The following is a 15,020-nucleotide window of genomic DNA, read 5'->3' as shown; positions in this document are numbered from 1 at the left end:
AAAGGCCATCTGGTGATCTTCGGTCGCAAGAAGAAGCAGAAGCTCGAAGAAGAGGACGTCCTGGACCCCGCTGAGCTGGAGACCGACGAGGACCTCGAGGATGGGGAGCTCGAGGAGGAGGAGCTCGACGACACGGCGGACGAGGGTATCGAGGGCGAGGAGACCGACGACGACGACAACTCCGACGACGAAGGTGACGCCGACGAAGGGGAGGAACTCGACCAGGACGAACTCGACGAGGACGAACTCGACGAGGACGAGCTCGAGGATGAGGACGCCTTCGACGACGACTCCCTCGAGGCCGACCAGGAGCTGCGCGAGGACGGGCCCTTCGACATCGACGAGGTGGACCTCGACGCCGATGAGATCGATCGCCTCGACTTCGGCAGCCTGATCCTGACCCCCTTCGACGAGATGCAGCTCCAGCTGCAGGTGGACCAGACGTCCGGTCAGGTGCAGTCCGTGTTGGTGGTGTCTGAGCAGTCCGCCCTGGAGGTGGCGCTGTTCGCAGCCCCGGCACGAAGCTCCATGATCAAGGATGTGGCTGATGACATGGTCGCCTCCACTGTCGCGGCCGGGGGCGAGTCCGAGATGCTCGAGGGTCCCTTCGGTCCCGAGATCCGGCGGATCATCCCAGTCGAGGCTCCCGACGGTGAGCAGGCCTGGCATGTCTCCCGCACGTGGTTCGCCCAGGGCCCCCGCTGGCTGCTGCGCGGCGTCCTGATGGGCGAAGCGGCAATGCAGGATGGCTTTGAGGGCGCCGGTGAACTGCTCTTCGAGTTCTTTTGCAATGTGGTCGTGCGTCGCGGCGAGGAGCCGATGGTGCCCGGCGACCTGATCCCCATGCAGCTGCCCGAAGAGCTCATCCAGGCGGACGAGTCGTGAACCAGCCGGTCGGGATGTGGGGGAGGGCGGTCAGGCGACTGGTCTCCTCCCAGACCGAGCTCGAGAACGACGAGTTGGCAAGGGCCTCTCAGGAGTCGGGGTGCGCCACGATTGACCAGTGCGGCGCCCGACAACTGGTCACCCTGCAGGGGCGCATCGGTCTGGTCACCCTCGCGCCCCACTCGGCGCGTGACTGGCTCGAGGCGAAGCTGCAGGACGGCACTGGTGAAGTGACCCTGCTGTGGATGGGACGGCGCGTGATCCCGGGCATTGATGCCGGGCGCATGATGCAGGTCACTGGCCGGCTGGCCCGCCGCGGGCGGGAGCGCGTGCTCTACAACCCGCGCTACACGCTGCTCGATTGACCCCCCGCCCCCCGGGGGCGGGAAGAGGTCAGAGCCAGCTCTCGACGTCCCCCGCCGGAGGGGCGCTCGGTGGGTGGGCCGGTGCCGATCGCGGACCACTCACCCGTGGCACCAACAGGTCGGCCAGTTCGTGCTCGAACTCCGGGCTGACCACGAAGAGCACCTCGTCGCCCTCCTCGAGGGTGCCGTCGGGCTCGGGTCCTCGCGCCATCCCGTCCCGGATGAAGGCGACCATCACCGCGTCCCCCGGCAGGTTCAGGTCGCGCATGGCCCGCCCGATCACCGGGGACTCCTCGGGCATGGTCACCTCGACCAGATTGGCCGACCCCTCTCGGAAGGTGAACAGGCGCACCAGCTCACCCACGGAGACGGCCTCCTCCACCAGGGCACTCATCAGGCGCGGGGTCGACACGGCGACATCGACGCCCCAGGCCTCGTCGAACATCCATTCATTGCCGGGATGGTTGACCCGCCCCACGGTCCGCGGGACGCCGAACTCAGTCTTGGCCAGCAGGGAGTGCACCAGGTTGACCTTGTCGTCCCCGGTCGCGGCGATGGACACGTCGTAGCTCTCGAACTGGCACTCCTCCAGAGAGTCCATCTCGCAGGCATCGGCGAGCACCCACTCCGCCTCGGGCACCTTCTCGCTCTCGATGGCTTTGGGGTTCTTGTCGATCAGCATCACGTGGTGGCCATTGGCCACCAACTCCTTGGCGATGGAGCGACCCACCTGGCCGGCTCCCACGATCGCCACGCGCATCTCGTGCTCCTCTTCTGGCTCGGGTTGTCGTGGTCAGGGACGCCCGGGCGGGTTGCCCAGGACGTCCTCCACCCGTGTCAGGTCATCGGACTCGACCGCCGCATAGACCAGGTCCCCGTCCTGCAGGACCGTGGCCTGGTTGGGCACCAGCCCGCGGCCGAACCGCAGGATGAAGGGCAGGGGGGTGCCGGCTGCGGTCTGGATGGCGTGCACCCTCTTGCCGATCCAGGCGTCGTCGGTGTGTACCTGCACCAGCCGCACGTTCCCGGCCGGGTCACGCCACACCGGTTCCGAACCCTCGGGCAGCAGTCCGCGCAGGACCTGGTTGGCCGCCCAGCGAACCGTCGCCACGGTACGGATACCGAGTCGCTCGTAGACCTCCGCGCGTCCCTGGTCGTAGATGCGGGCAATCACGTTGTGGACGCCGAACTGCTCGCGTACCACCCGAGCGGCGAGGATGTTGGAGTTGTCGCCGCTGGAGACGGCCGCGAACCCGTCGGCCTGCTTGATCCCGGCCTGGACCAGGACGTCGCGATCGAAGCCGACTCCTTTGACCGTGATGCCGCGGAACTCCGGCCCGAGGCGACGGAAGGCATCCACGTCGATGTCGATCATGGCCACCGAGTGGTCGCGACGTTCCAGCGCCTTGGCCAGGGACGAGCCGACACGGCCACAGCCCATGATCACGATGTGCACGCTGCCTCCTCATGCTTGCCCGCCACACGCTACTCCTGAGCGCGCAGGTTCTCGAGCGAACCGGGCAGGACCATGCTGACGATGCATCCGCCAGCAAGTCGGTCTATTGTTCCGGGGTGAACATTGTCGATGGGCTCAAGCGGGTCATCATCGGTCGCAAGCTGGCCTCCACCCAGCTGGGTGAGACCCTGCTCCCCAAGCGTATCGCCCTTCCCGTCTTCGCCTCCGATGCGCTGAGCTCGGTCGCCTATGCTCCCGACGAGATCCTGCTCACGCTGTCCCTGGCGGGGCTGGCAGGCTTTGCCTTCTCGTGGTGGGTTGGGCTGGCGGTGGCCCTGGTGATGTTGGTCGTGGTGCTCAGCTACCGCCAGAATGTGCATGCCTACCCCAGTGGAGGTGGCGACTACGAGGTCGCCACCGTCAACATCGGGCCCAACGCCGGGCTGGTCGTGGCCAGCGCGCTGTTGGTGGACTACATCCTGACCGTGGCGGTGTCGGTCTCATCCGGGGTGCAGAACGCCGAGGCGATGCTCCCCTTCCTGAAGGGTCACGAGGGTCCGGTCGCGGCGGGCATCATCTTCCTGCTGATGCTGGTGAACCTGCGCGGCATCCGCGAATCGGGAACCATCTTCGCGATTCCCACGTACTGCTTCATGATCGCTGTGATTGGAATGACCGTCTGGGGGCTGACCCGGATCTTCATCCTGGGGCAGGCCCTGCACTCACCGACCCAGGACTGGAGCGTCGTCGGGCCGAGCGGCTACGACAACCTCCAGGGCCTGGCGATGGCAGCGCTGCTGGCCAGATCCTTCTCCTCCGGATGTGCGGCGCTGACCGGTGTGGAGGCGATCTCCAATGGTGTGCCCTCCTTCCGGGAGCCCAAGGCCCGCAATGCGTCCACCACCCTGGCGCTGCTGGGCGGCATCGCCATCGCGATGCTCTTCGGCATCATCACGCTGGCCAACCTCACCGGGGTTCGGCAGATTGACGAGCGCGGCGGTTCCTACTTCCTGCTCCCTGATGGCAGCACCAGCCACCACGAGGCGATGACGGTGATGGGCCAGCTCAGCCACGCTGTCTTCAACAACTTCCCGCCCGGCCTGTGGTTCGTGATCACCTGCACCATGATCATCCTGTTCCTGGCGGCCAACACCGCGTTCAACGGTTTCCCGGTGCTCGGGTCCATCCTGGCGCGCGACGGGTACCTGCCTCGACAGATGCATTCCCGTGGCGATCGGCTTGCCTACTCCAATGGCATCGTCGTGCTGGCGGTCGCCGCCATCTCACTGGTGTTGATCTTCAACGCCTCGGTGACCGCGCTGATCCAGCTCTACGTGGTGGGCGTCTTCGTCTCCTTCACTGTCAGCCAGCTGGGCATGATGCGCCATTGGAGCAGGCACCTGATCACCGAACGCGACCCGGTCATTCGCAGCCGCATGAAGAAGTCGCGCATCATCAACGGCATTGGCTTCATGATGACGGCCACGGTGCTCATCATCGTCCTGGTCAGCAAGTTCCTCCACGGCGCCTACTTGGCGATCATCGCCATGGTGGTCGTCTTCCTGGTGATGAAGGCCATCCGACGCCACTACGAGGCGGTCAGTGAGGAAGTGGCCGTCACGGACGCCTCCGAACGCCTCATTCCCTCTCGGGTCCGAGCCGTGGTCATGGTCAACCGTCTCGACAAGCCGACTGTTCGCGCCGTGATGTATGCCAAGGCCACCCACCCCAACACCCTCGAGGCAGTCACGGTTGCCGTCGACGAGGATGCCTCCCGGGAGGTCTTCAACGACTGGGAGACGATGGACTTCGGTGTCCCGCTGAAAGTCGTCGCTTCGCCCTACCGTGAGGTGACCACGCCCTTCATCGACTACGTGAAGGCACTGCGCAGCGACAACCCGCGCGAGGTCGTCATCGTCTACATCCCTGAATACGTGGTCGGTCACTGGTGGGAACAGATGTTGCACAACCAGACCGCGCTGCTCATCCGTACCCGACTGCACTTCATCAATGGCGTGATGGTGACCAGCGTGCCCTACCGCTTGAGTTCCTCGCGTCACCAGCTGGAGCGGCTGCGTGCTGACCACCCCAGCGCTTGGCGTCGCGCCGGTGTGGCCGCGATGCACGCGGAATCGGAGGAGTAGTGGACATCGAGGTCGGCACCATCATTGGTCCGGTCGAGGTTGGACCAGTCGCCCACGGCGGGCACTGTGTCGCCCGCCACGAGGGCCGTGTCATCTTCGTGCGCCATGCCATCCCCGACGAGCAGGTGATGGTGCGACTCACCGACACCAGCAAGCCGCGCTTCTGGCGGGGGGACGCGGTCGAGGTGCTCGACCCCAGCCCTGCGCGCGTGCGTCCACCCTGCCCCGTGGCCGGGACCTGCGGGGGTTGCGACTTCCAGCACGTCGAATGGGCCCACCAACGTGAACTCAAACGGCAGGTGGTCGCCGAGCAACTCCAGCGACTGGCCGGGATCGAGTGGGTCGGGCGGGTCGAGAAGGTGGGGGAGGAGCCGCTCGGCTGGCGCTCCCGGATGCGGTACGTCACCGAGACCGGGCGGGCCGGATTGCGCAGGCACCGATCCCATGAGGTGGTCGAGCTGCCCGAAGGCGGCTGCCGCATCGCAGAGCCTGCCGGCCTCACCGTCGACGAGCTCGACATCCTGGCCCGTGAGGCAGCGGGGGAGGAGATGGTCGTCGCCGTGGCGGACGCTGTCTCCGTGGTCGCGGGACGCGAGGTCCTGCATGGGCGCCCGACCGTCGCCCACGAGGTGAACGGACGCCGGTTGCAGGTGGCGGCGTCCGGGTTCTGGCAGCCCCACCAGGAGGCGCCCCAGCTACTGGTCCGGGCCGTGCTCAAGGCACTGGCGCCGCGCCCCGGTGAGGTGGGGTTGGACCTCTACTGCGGTGTCGGGCTCTTCGCCTCCGCTCTCGCCGAGAAGGGCGTCAGCGTGACCGCCGTGGAGATGGATCGCCGCGCGGCCCGCATGGCGTCCCGCAATGTGCCCGAGGCCGACGTGATTGCCGGCCCCCTGGAGCGCAACCTGCGCGACCTGCCGCAGCAGGTGGACCTGGTCGTCCTCGACCCTCCGCGCACGGGAGCCGGCGCGAAGGTGGTCGAACGGCTGGTCGGGCTGGGTGCGCGGGCGATCGCCTACGTCGCCTGCGACCCGGCCGCGCTCGCCCGAGACTTGAAGACCTTCACCGAGCACGGCTGGGTGGCGAAGAGCATTCGGGCCTTCGACCTGTTCCCGATGACCCACCATGTGGAGTGCGTGGCGCTGCTCGTCCCGGCTCCCGCGGCTCCTTGACGCCCAGTTCCGGGGGGCCGGGTGCGCAGACCGACGCCGTGTAGCAGACTAGGCAGGGACATCCATAGGGTGGTATCTTGATGTCAAGAGAAAATGACGGCTAGCACCCGTGGGAGGTCTCGACCTCGCGTCGGGGCCGAGGAATCGACCTAACGAGGAGACGTATGAGCGTCAACAGTTTCGGTGCCAAGTCCACACTGGACGTGGAGGGCACGACCTACGAGATCTTCAAGCTGGACGCGGTCGAGGGCCACGACAAGCTTCCGTACAGCTTGAAGGTGCTGCTGGAGAACCTCCTGCGCACCGAGGACGGCGCCAACATCACCGCCGAGGACATCAAGGCCCTCGCTGCCGGCGCCCCGACTGGCGAGCCCGACAAGGAGATCCAGTTCACCCCTGCACGCGTCATCATGCAGGACTTCACGGGCGTTGCCTGCGTTGTTGACCTCGCCACCATGCGACAGGCCATGGCTGACCTGGGCGCGGATGCTGGCAAGGTCAACCCGCTGGCCCCCGCCGAGATGGTCATCGACCACTCCGTCATTGCCGAGTACTTCGGCACCGCCGACGCCCTCCAGCTGAACGTGGACGTGGAGTACCAGCGCAATTCCGAGCGCTACAAGCTGCTGCGTTGGGCCCAGGGTGCCTTCGACGAGTTCAAGGTTGTCCCCCCGGGCACCGGCATCGTCCACCAGGTCAACATCGAGAACCTGGCCCGCGTGATCTTCCCGCGTGAGGTTGACGGCGTCCTGCAGGCCTACCCCGACAGCTGTGTTGGCACCGACTCCCACACCACCATGGTCAACGGCCTCGGTGTCGTGGGCTGGGGTGTGGGCGGCATCGAGGCAGAGGCCGCGATGCTGGGCCAGCCGATCTCCATGCTCATCCCCCGCGTTGTCGGCTTCAAGCTGTCCGGCAAGCTCAACGACGGGGTCACCGCCACCGACCTGGTGCTCACCATCACCGAGATGTTGCGCCAGCACAAGGTCGTCGGCAAGTTCGTGGAGTTCTACGGCCCCGGCGTCTCCGAGGTGCCACTGGCCAACCGCGCCACCATCGGCAACATGTCCCCGGAGTACGGCTCCACCATCGCGATCTTCCCGATCGACGACAAGACCACCGACTACCTGCGTCTGACCGGTCGCGACGAGAAGCAGATCGCCCTCGTCGAGGCCTACGCCAAGGCCCAGGGCCTGTGGCACGAGGACGACCGCGAGCCGGTCTACTCCGAGTACATCGAGCTAGACCTCAGCACCGTGGTCCCCTCGATCGCCGGCCCGAAGCGTCCCCAGGACCGTATCGTCCTGGCCCAGTCCAAAAACGCCTTCCGCGAGGTGTTGCCGTCCTACGTCGCCGACGAGGTGGCCCCGGTCAAGGGCAACCTGGACAAGGCGATCGAGTCGACCATGTACGGCTCTGATCCCATCAAGCTCTCTCCCAACAGCGTGGACACCTCCAAGCCTCCGGTAGAGCGCGGCTCCGAGCCCGTCGCGGCACGCCCCTCGAAGAAGGTCCCGGTCACCCTCGCCGATGGCAGCCAGTTCGAGCTGGACCACGGTGCCGTGACCGTCGCTTCGATCACCTCGTGCACCAACACCTCCAACCCTTCGGTCATGATCGGCGCCGCCCTGGTCGCCAAGAAGGCCGTGGAGAAGGGCCTCAAGCCCAAGCCCTGGGTCAAGACCACCGTCGCCCCCGGCTCGCAGGTCGTCACCGACTACTACGAGAAGTCCGGCCTCCAGCAGTACCTGGACCAGCTCGGGTTCAACACCGTCGGCTATGGCTGCGTGACCTGCATCGGAAACACCGGGCCGCTGATCCCCGAGGTCAGCCAGGCCATCAACGACAACGATCTGGCCGTCACCGCGGTGCTCTCGGGCAACCGCAACTTCGAGGGACGCATCAGCCCCGACGTGAAGATGAACTACCTGGCCAGCCCGCCGCTGGTCATCATCTACGGCCTCGCCGGGACCATGGACATCGACCTGGCCAGCGAGCCGATCGGCCAGGATGCCGAGGGCAACGACGTCTTCATGAAGGACCTGTGGCCATCCACGAGCGAGATCGAGGAAGTCATCGGCAGTTCCATCAGCGCGGAGATGTACGCCGACCGTTACGCCGACGTGTTCAAGGGCGATGAGCGCTGGCAGAACCTCGACACCCCCGAGGGCAACCTCTTCGCCTGGGACGAGAACTCGACCTACATCCGTCGCGCGCCCTACTTCGACGGCATGCCGGCTGAGCCGACCCCGGTTGAGGACATCGAGGGTGCTCGCGTCCTGCTGAAGCTCGGTGACTCGGTCACCACCGATCACATCTCGCCGGCCGGTTCGATCAAGTCCGACTCTCCGGCTGGCAAGTACCTGGTGGAGCACGGCGTTGCCCAGCGTGACTTCAACTCGCTGGGGAGCCGCCGCGGCAACCACGAGGTGATGATCCGGGGTACCTTCGCCAACATTCGCCTGCGCAACCAGATCGCTCCGGGCACAGAGGGTGGCTTCACTCGCGACTTCACCCGGGCCGATGGCCCCGTCACCACCGTGTTCGAGGCATCCGAGGCCTACCAGGCTGCCGGTACCCCGCTGGTCGTCCTGGCCGGCAAGGAGTACGGCTCGGGTTCTTCGCGTGACTGGGCTGCCAAGGGCACCGCGCTGCTGGGCGTGAAGGCGGTGATCGCCGAGAGCTACGAGCGTATCCACCGCTCGAACCTCATCGGCATGGGCGTCCTCCCCCTGCAGTTCCCCGACGGGGAGAGCGCTGACTCCCTTGGACTGAGCGGTGAGGAGACCTTCTCGATCTCCGGTGTCACCGAGTTGAACGAGGGGCGAACCCCGCGCACCGTGAAGGTCGTGGCTCAGAAGGCTGACGGCTCCACCGTCGAGTTCGACGCGCTGTTGCGCATCGACACCCCCGGGGAGCGTGCCTACTACACCAACGGCGGCATCATGCAATACGTCCTGCGCAACCTCGCCAAGTCCTGACCCCTTGTCGGTCGCCGCTGGGCGTTGACAGGAAGAGTTCGTCCCCTGCACCGTGAGGTGCGGGGGGCGAACTCGTTCGGGGGAGAGTAGGGCTCGGGTGGTCAGGCTCTGGACGGCTGAGGAGCTATCGAGTACATTGGAACACATGTTCGATGATGTGCCGGGGATGCCGGCCATCACTACTCGAAGGGGGACGAGCATGACCGCACTACCCGCCACCAGCCCCAGGTTCCGTCGGGAGTGGAATGCCTCCGGGGGCCGCACCCAGTACGGGCAGCGCAGCAAACCCGTGGCAGAGCACAATCGTTCCTGGACGCCGCCCGGCTGGCCGGACCAGGTGCTGCCACCCAGCGAGGTGGATTGGGAGCAGTCAGCCGTCAACTTCCTTCTCGACTGCTGCCCGCCGGACTACCGCGCCTACCCGCTGCTGCGACGACAGCCCGTGGTGCTGGCTCGGTTCGCGGCCCAGCACGTGGAGAGCCAGTTCCGTGCCGCGCGTGAGAGCATCGCGCAGGCGCGATCCAGCCTGGGCGGGTACGTCGACGCGCCGGTCCTGGATGACTCGGTGGAGGTGCTGCACCAGGAGGAGGCCCGTCTCGCCCGCCTTCGTCGAGCAGTGATGCTGGTGGAGGAGACGTTGCGCGGCAAGATTTTCATCGCCCGTCTGTAGACTGGAACGTATGGCTCTGCTCGACTCCATAGACAGTCCCGCCGACCTCCGTGGTCTGTCGAGGGCCCAGATGGAGACGCTGGCAGGCGAGATTCGCCAATTCCTGGTCCACAACGTCAGCCGCACCGGTGGTCACCTCGGCCCGAATCTGGGCGTGGTCGAACTGACCCTCGCGCTCCACCGGGTCTTCGACTCCCCACGGGATGCCATCGTGTGGGACACGGGCCACCAGAGCTACGTGCACAAGATCCTGACCGGTCGTCGTGACCAGTTCGGGGGCCTTCGCCAGAAGGGTGGCCTGTCGGGCTACCCCTCGCGCGCTGAATCCGAGCATGACTGGGTGGAGAACTCCCATGCCAGCACCTCCCTGTCCTGGGCTGAGGGCATGGCTCAGGCCTTCCACCTGCAGGGCCAGGACCGCAGCGTGGTGGCCGTGGTCGGTGATGGCGCCCTCACAGGCGGGATGGCTTGGGAGGCACTGAACAACATCGCTGACCACCCCGAGCTGCCGTTGGTGATCGTCGTCAACGACAACGGCCGCTCCTACACCCCCACGGTGGGTGGCTTGGCCAACCACCTGTCCGCGCTGCGCACCAACCGCCGCTACGAGCAGGCACTGGGCGTGATCAAGCGTGGCGTGATCAAGGCACCCATCGTGGGGCGTCCCACCTATGACGTCTTGCACGGGGTGAAGACCGGCATCAAGGACGTCCTGGCACCGCAAGGAATGTTCAGCGACCTCGGCCTGAAGTACGTGGGCCCCATCGACGGGCACGACGTGGAGGAGGTCGAAACCGCGCTGCGTCGTGCTCGCGAGTTCGGTGGCCCGGTGATCGTGCACTGCATCACCCGCAAGGGAAAGGGCTTCTCCCATGCGGAGGAGCACGAGGAGGACCAATTCCACGCTGTGGGAAAGATCGACGAAGTGACTGGGCAGCCTCTGGTCGACTCGGTCCAGGCCACGTGGACCGACGCCTTCGCCGAAGAAATGGTGCGCATTGGGGCCGAACGGTCCGATGTCGTGGCGTTGACCGCGGCCATGCTGCACCCGACAGGACTGGCGCGATTCGCGGCAGCCTATCCAGACCGCACCTTCGACGTGGGCATTGCCGAACAGCACGCCGTGACCTCCGCCGCCGGCATGGCGACCGCCGGTCTGCACCCCGTCGTCGCCGTCTACGCCACCTTCCTCAATCGTGCTTTTGACCAGGTGCTGCTGGATGTGGCCCTTCACAAGCAGGGCGTCACCTTCGTCCTCGATCGAGCCGGCGTCACCGGCACCGACGGCGCCAGCCACAACGGCATGTGGGACATCTCGCTCATGGGGATCGTGCCCGGCCTGCACCTGGCTGCGCCGCGTGACCAGCCCCGACTGGTCGAGGCGCTACGCACTGCCATCGACATCACTGACGCCCCGAGTGTGGTGCGCTATTCCAAGGAGAAGCTGCCCGACCCCATCGAGGCTCTTGAACACCGAGACGGCTACGACCTGCTGTTCGAGCACCCTCGGCGTGGCGGCCAGCAGGTCGAGGTGTTGGTCGTGGGCTACGGGCAGTTCGTTGGGCTGGCCCTGAGCGTCGCGGAGCGCCTGCAGGAACAGGGGATCGGTGTCCGGGTGGTTGACCCGCTGTGGACCCTTCCCGTGAACCCCGCCTTGGTGGAACTGGCGGGCCGGTCCCGTCTCGTGGTCACCATCGAGGACAACGTCGTGGTCGGGGGAGCGGGCGACCAGTTGGCCCAGGCCATGCGCCAGCAGCAACTCGAGACGCCGCTGATGGATTTCGGCATCCCGGACGAGTTCCTGGACCATGCCTCGCGCAGCCAAGTCCTCGAGGCCACCGGGCTGACGCCACAAGGCATTTCCAGAGCCGTCATCGAACGACATGCCCGCCTCGCGCAGGATGATGCCTTCCGGTACCAGCCTTCAGAAGGCTGAATCCAGGTTTCTGCCTTCACCATTCCTGTCCGCCACTGACAGTGCCTGGGTGAGAGTGCCGATGACCAGCCCTCGCTGCCAAGGCCTCACGCCCAACCGGACCAGGGCGGCGTCGAGGGCGTCGGGGCTCTCGTCGGCCGGGGGCCGGTAGCTGATGCGCCGTACGGCGTCGGGGCTGATGAGATTCTCGGCAGGCAGCTCCAATTCCTCGGCGAGGGCATTGAGCGCCGGACGCACCCGGTTCCAGCGCTGCCAGGCCTCCGGCTCATGACGTTCCCAGGAGCGCGGGTTCGGCACCTCATCAGCGCTGCGTGGCGCTCGCACCGGGGGGAGGTCCCCAGGTGGGAGCCTTTCCACTCGAGCGAGCGCCTCGACCCACGCCCCCTCCCGACGCTGGGCCTGGCGGGGGCGAAATCCTTCGACAGCGCGCAGCTGTGGCCGTCCGGGGACCGCACTGCCCTTGCGCACCGGGCTCGCCAGCTCACTGATGGCGCGATCGGGCAGGATCTTGCCGGGGGCCAGGTCCAGTTCACGGGCGATCCTGTCGCGCTCCTCCCAGAGTTCACGCACCACCGCCATGCCCAGCGGTGACTTCACCGCGTTGATGCCCGAGGTCCTGCGCCAGGGGTCGACCCTGGGAGGGGCGGGGGTGGCGAAGCTCTCCAGGACATGCGCGAACTCCTGCTCAGCCCACTCCAGCTTTCCCGCCTCCTGGAGGTCTTCGGCCAGACGGTCACGCAGACCGATGAGCAGCTCCACGTCGAGGGCCGCGTAGAGCAGCCAGTCCTGGGGGATCGGGCGGGTCGACCAGTTGGCGGCGGAGTGCTCCTTGAGGAGCCGCCGGCCGAAGTATCGCTCGACCATCGCTCCCAGGCCCACACGATCGAGACCCAGAAGCCGGCCGGCCAGTTCGGTGTCGAACAGGCGTGTGGGGTAGAGCCCGGCCAGTCGGAGACAGGGGAGGTCCTGGGAAGCGGCGTGGATGATCCACTCGGTCCCGGCGAGGGCTTCGTTCAGCTCAGGAAACCTTGCGAGGCCGTCCTCGTCGACGAAGGGGGCCGGATCCACAAGGTGGGTACCGGAGCCGGAGCGCCGGAACTGGAGGAGCCACGCTTCCGAGCCATAGCGGAAGCCCTGCGCGCGTTCGGTGTCGACCGCGATCGGACCGCTTCCCTGGGCCAGGGAACGAGTGGCCTCAGCCAGGGCGTCGGCGTCGGCAGCGACGGGCGGCATGCCGTCCATCAGCGTGTTGAGGACGGGCAGCTCGGCAACCTCGTCAGCGGAATCCTGCCCTGGGTCAGCGGGCACGATGGGAACCCCGAGAAGTCAGGAAGACGACGCCCTCGGGCAGGGGCGGCAGGCCGGCGGTCATGCAGAGCAGGTCCTGCCACGCGCTGAGGTGTTCCGTGAGTCGAGAGCCCTGGCTCAGCAGGGGCGTCCAGGAGGCGCGGATCTCAACCTCCGCCCGATCGGGCTCCGTGGCCATGCCGCCGAAGCAGCGGCTGGAGACGGCGGTGACCGTGCCGGAGGCAGCGGTGTAGGCGCATCCGCGCTGGTCCAGCGCTTCGGTCAGCCAACCCCAGCCGACCTCGGCCAGGAGTGGGTCGGTCACCATCTCCAGGTCAACATCTGCGCGGGCGTAGCTCACCAGCCGGTAGGTGCCCTCCCAGGCGTCGTTGCCGGCCGGGTCGTGGAGCAGCACGAGACGGCCACTGCCCACCTCGGCGTCCGCGACGATGACCTCGGCGGAGACGGCGGCGGAATGCGGTGCGATGCGTTGTGGGGAGGGGATTTGCGTGACCTGCACCTCCGGGCGCCAACGATGGTCGTGCAACTCCTGGAGTACGTCGCCGAAGCTGGCGCCGTGCTGGATCAGGGGAGGATTGGTCACGGGAAAACCCTAGGCCGCCTGCCCCGTCCGATCCCGGAGCCGCGCCGCCGCGGCTCCGGATTCACGGTCGGAGGGTCAGGACTCTGCGGGCTCGAGGGTCAGACAGACCGAATTGATGCAGTAGCGCAGATCGGTGGGGGTGTCATAGCCCTCGCCCTCGAAGACGTGACCCAGGTGGGAATCGCAGGTGGCGCAGCGCACCTCCACTCGGGGTCGCCCGGGCAGGGAGTCATCGGTCAGATACCGCACCCGCTCCTCTGCCAGCGGGGCAAAGAAGCTGGGCCATCCGCAGTGGGAGGAGAACTTCTCATTGCTGCGGAAGAGCTCTGCGTTGCACGCGCGGCATCGGTAGACGCCCTCAGTGGTGGTGTCGGTGTACTCGCCGGTGAAAGGTCGCTCGGTGCCCGCCTCGCGCAGTACGTGGTATTCGAGATCATTGAGCTGGGCTCGCCACTCGTCGTTGGTCTTGACGACCTTGAAGGGCGCGTTCTCCGTCATGGGGTTGCCTCCTGTCTTGCCTGTTCACCAGTGTGCCGCAGCGGGTGAAATCCGGACGCGGGAAGTCCAACGGGGTCGGGGCTCCTGCGCAAGAATGGTTGGATGGCAACCACACAGCAGGCATCACCCGCACCGCGCCCAGGTGTCGTTCCCGAAGGGGGACTGGCCGCCCAGCTGCGCCTCCCCAGGGGGAAGGTCAACATGGGGTCACTCGACCCGCGCGCGAAGACCGGCTTCCCGGGCAAGGACAAGAAGGATGCGGCGAAGATCGCGGACGAGATGTTGGCCCCACTCTCGGACCTGCAAGAACGAATCTTCGCACGCGGGCGCTCCCAGCCGGAGACGGCGCCTCGGGTCCTGCTCCTGCTTCAGGGCATGGACACCTCCGGCAAGGGTGGGGTGATCCGCCATGCGGTCGGGATGGTGGATCCCCAGGGCACCCGCATCCACAGCTTCAAGGCGCCGACCAAGGAGGAGCTCGCCCACGACTTCCTCTGGCGCATCGAGAAGCAGCTTCCGGCACCCGGAATCATCGGGGTCTTCGACCGCTCCCAGTATGAGGACGTGCTGGTGGTCCGGGTGAATAACCTGGTCCCGCAGGAGGAATGGGAGAGCCGCTACGAGCGCATCAACGCCTTCGAGGCCGACTGCGTGGCCAAGGGCATCACGCTGATCAAGTGCTTCCTGAACGTGTCCTACGAGGAGCAGTTGGAGCGTCTTCGCGAGCGTGTGGAGCGTCCCGACAAGTACTGGAAGTACAACCCGGGGGACCTCGATGACCGAGCCCAGTGGCCCGCTTTCCAGGAGGCGTACGCGGACGCGCTGGAACGCTGCAACACCGATGTCTCGCCCTGGTACGTCATCCCTGCGGACCGCAAGTGGTATCGCAACTGGGCCGTCGCGCAGTTGTTGCTGGAGCACCTCGAGGCCATGGGGCTGGAGTGGCCGGCTGCCGATTTCGATGTCGAGGCCGAGAAGAAGAAGCTGGACGCCCTGCAGGCCGAGGCCGAACGAGAAGCCTGAAG

At 66.6% G+C, this 15,020-nt stretch carries 13 protein-coding genes; 8 read left to right on the top strand and 5 right to left on the bottom strand.

Annotation, left to right across the window (positions count from 1 at the left end; translation table 11 throughout):
• Window positions 1-15 precede the first annotated feature (15 nt).
• A complete protein-coding gene (locus tag M3G03_RS05725) occupies window positions 16-885 on the top strand; it encodes a DUF3710 domain-containing protein (protein ID WP_396121907.1) in 870 nt (289 codons plus the stop codon).
• Window positions 882-1,250, top strand: a complete 369-nt coding sequence (locus M3G03_RS05720) for an OB-fold nucleic acid binding domain-containing protein (protein WP_259808723.1) — start codon at window positions 882-884, stop codon at window positions 1,248-1,250. Before M3G03_RS05725 ends, M3G03_RS05720 begins: the two co-directional genes overlap by 4 nt.
• Before the next feature lie 28 nt (window positions 1,251-1,278).
• Here M3G03_RS05720 and M3G03_RS05715 read toward each other — a convergent pair whose 3' ends face one another.
• Both M3G03_RS05715 and M3G03_RS05710 read right to left on the bottom strand, forming a co-directional pair.
• Window positions 1,279-2,010: a TrkA family potassium uptake protein gene (locus tag M3G03_RS05715; RefSeq protein WP_259808722.1), complete on the bottom strand. Its 732-nt coding sequence runs from the start codon at window positions 2,008-2,010 to the stop codon at window positions 1,279-1,281.
• 33 nt (window positions 2,011-2,043) lie between these two features.
• On the bottom strand, window positions 2,044-2,691 hold the full coding sequence (locus tag M3G03_RS05710) for a TrkA family potassium uptake protein (RefSeq protein WP_259808848.1): 648 nt from the start codon (window positions 2,689-2,691) through the stop codon (window positions 2,044-2,046).
• A 131-nt stretch (window positions 2,692-2,822) separates the two neighbouring features.
• Between M3G03_RS05710 and M3G03_RS05705 the strand changes: the two genes are divergently transcribed.
• The 5 genes from M3G03_RS05705 to dxs all read left to right on the top strand — a co-directional run bounded on the left by M3G03_RS05705 (window position 2,823) and on the right by dxs (window position 11,606).
• Entirely contained in the window at window positions 2,823-4,850 is a 2,028-nt protein-coding gene (locus M3G03_RS05705; RefSeq protein WP_259808721.1) for an APC family permease, read from the top strand.
• On the top strand, window positions 4,850-6,019 hold the full coding sequence (locus M3G03_RS05700) for a class I SAM-dependent RNA methyltransferase (protein WP_259808720.1): 1,170 nt from the start codon (window positions 4,850-4,852) through the stop codon (window positions 6,017-6,019). The genes M3G03_RS05705 and M3G03_RS05700 overlap by 1 nt, the downstream gene beginning before the upstream one ends.
• Window positions 6,020-6,183: 164 nt before the next feature.
• Window positions 6,184-9,000, top strand: coding sequence for an aconitate hydratase (locus tag M3G03_RS05695; RefSeq protein ID WP_259808719.1), 2,817 nt, complete (start codon window positions 6,184-6,186; stop codon window positions 8,998-9,000).
• Window positions 9,001-9,199: 199 nt separating this feature from the next.
• Entirely contained in the window at window positions 9,200-9,670 is a 471-nt protein-coding gene (locus M3G03_RS05690) for a hypothetical protein (RefSeq protein WP_259808718.1), read from the top strand.
• Window positions 9,671-9,680: 10 nt separating this feature from the next.
• A complete protein-coding gene (gene dxs, locus M3G03_RS05685) occupies window positions 9,681-11,606 on the top strand; it encodes a 1-deoxy-D-xylulose-5-phosphate synthase (protein ID WP_259808717.1) in 1,926 nt (641 codons plus the stop codon).
• On the opposite strand, the gene M3G03_RS05680 is transcribed toward dxs, so the two are convergent.
• The 3 genes from M3G03_RS05680 to msrB form a co-directional block, all read right to left on the bottom strand.
• Window positions 11,595-12,914 (bottom strand): HRDC domain-containing protein, encoded by a 1,320-nt coding sequence (locus M3G03_RS05680; protein ID WP_259808716.1) that lies wholly within the window; start codon window positions 12,912-12,914, stop codon window positions 11,595-11,597. The genes dxs and M3G03_RS05680 overlap by 12 nt on opposite strands.
• Window positions 12,904-13,497 (bottom strand): DUF3000 domain-containing protein, encoded by a 594-nt coding sequence (locus tag M3G03_RS05675; RefSeq protein WP_259808715.1) that lies wholly within the window; start codon window positions 13,495-13,497, stop codon window positions 12,904-12,906. The genes M3G03_RS05680 and M3G03_RS05675 overlap by 11 nt, the downstream gene beginning before the upstream one ends.
• Before the next feature lie 75 nt (window positions 13,498-13,572).
• On the bottom strand, window positions 13,573-13,995 hold the full coding sequence (gene msrB, locus M3G03_RS05670) for a peptide-methionine (R)-S-oxide reductase MsrB (protein WP_259808714.1): 423 nt from the start codon (window positions 13,993-13,995) through the stop codon (window positions 13,573-13,575).
• Window positions 13,996-14,097: 102 nt separating this feature from the next.
• On the opposite strand from msrB, the gene M3G03_RS05665 reads away from it, so the two are divergent.
• A complete protein-coding gene (locus M3G03_RS05665) occupies window positions 14,098-15,018 on the top strand; it encodes a PPK2 family polyphosphate kinase (protein WP_259808713.1) in 921 nt (306 codons plus the stop codon).
• Window positions 15,019-15,020 lie beyond the last annotated feature (2 nt).

It is taken from the genome of Aestuariimicrobium sp. p3-SID1156 (assembly GCF_025144225.1).
Classification (GTDB): Bacteria; Actinomycetota; Actinomycetes; order Propionibacteriales; family Propionibacteriaceae; genus Aestuariimicrobium.
This window is presented reverse-complemented; position numbering and strand designations above follow the sequence as displayed.

Coding starts and splice junctions, on each gene's coding strand:
- M3G03_RS05715 (WP_259808722.1), bottom strand. CDS start 2,010: ATGCGCGTGGCGATCGTGGGAGCCGGCCAGGTGGGTCGCTCCATCGCC.
- M3G03_RS05710 (WP_259808848.1), bottom strand. CDS start 2,691: ATGGGCTGTGGCCGTGTCGGCTCGTCCCTGGCCAAGGCGCTGGAACGT.
- M3G03_RS05695 (WP_259808719.1), top strand. CDS start 6,184: ATGAGCGTCAACAGTTTCGGTGCCAAGTCCACACTGGACGTGGAGGGC.
- M3G03_RS05690 (WP_259808718.1), top strand. CDS start 9,200: ATGACCGCACTACCCGCCACCAGCCCCAGGTTCCGTCGGGAGTGGAAT.
- dxs (WP_259808717.1), top strand. CDS start 9,681: ATGGCTCTGCTCGACTCCATAGACAGTCCCGCCGACCTCCGTGGTCTG.
- msrB (WP_259808714.1), bottom strand. CDS start 13,995: ATGACGGAGAACGCGCCCTTCAAGGTCGTCAAGACCAACGACGAGTGG.
- M3G03_RS05665 (WP_259808713.1), top strand. CDS start 14,098: ATGGCAACCACACAGCAGGCATCACCCGCACCGCGCCCAGGTGTCGTT.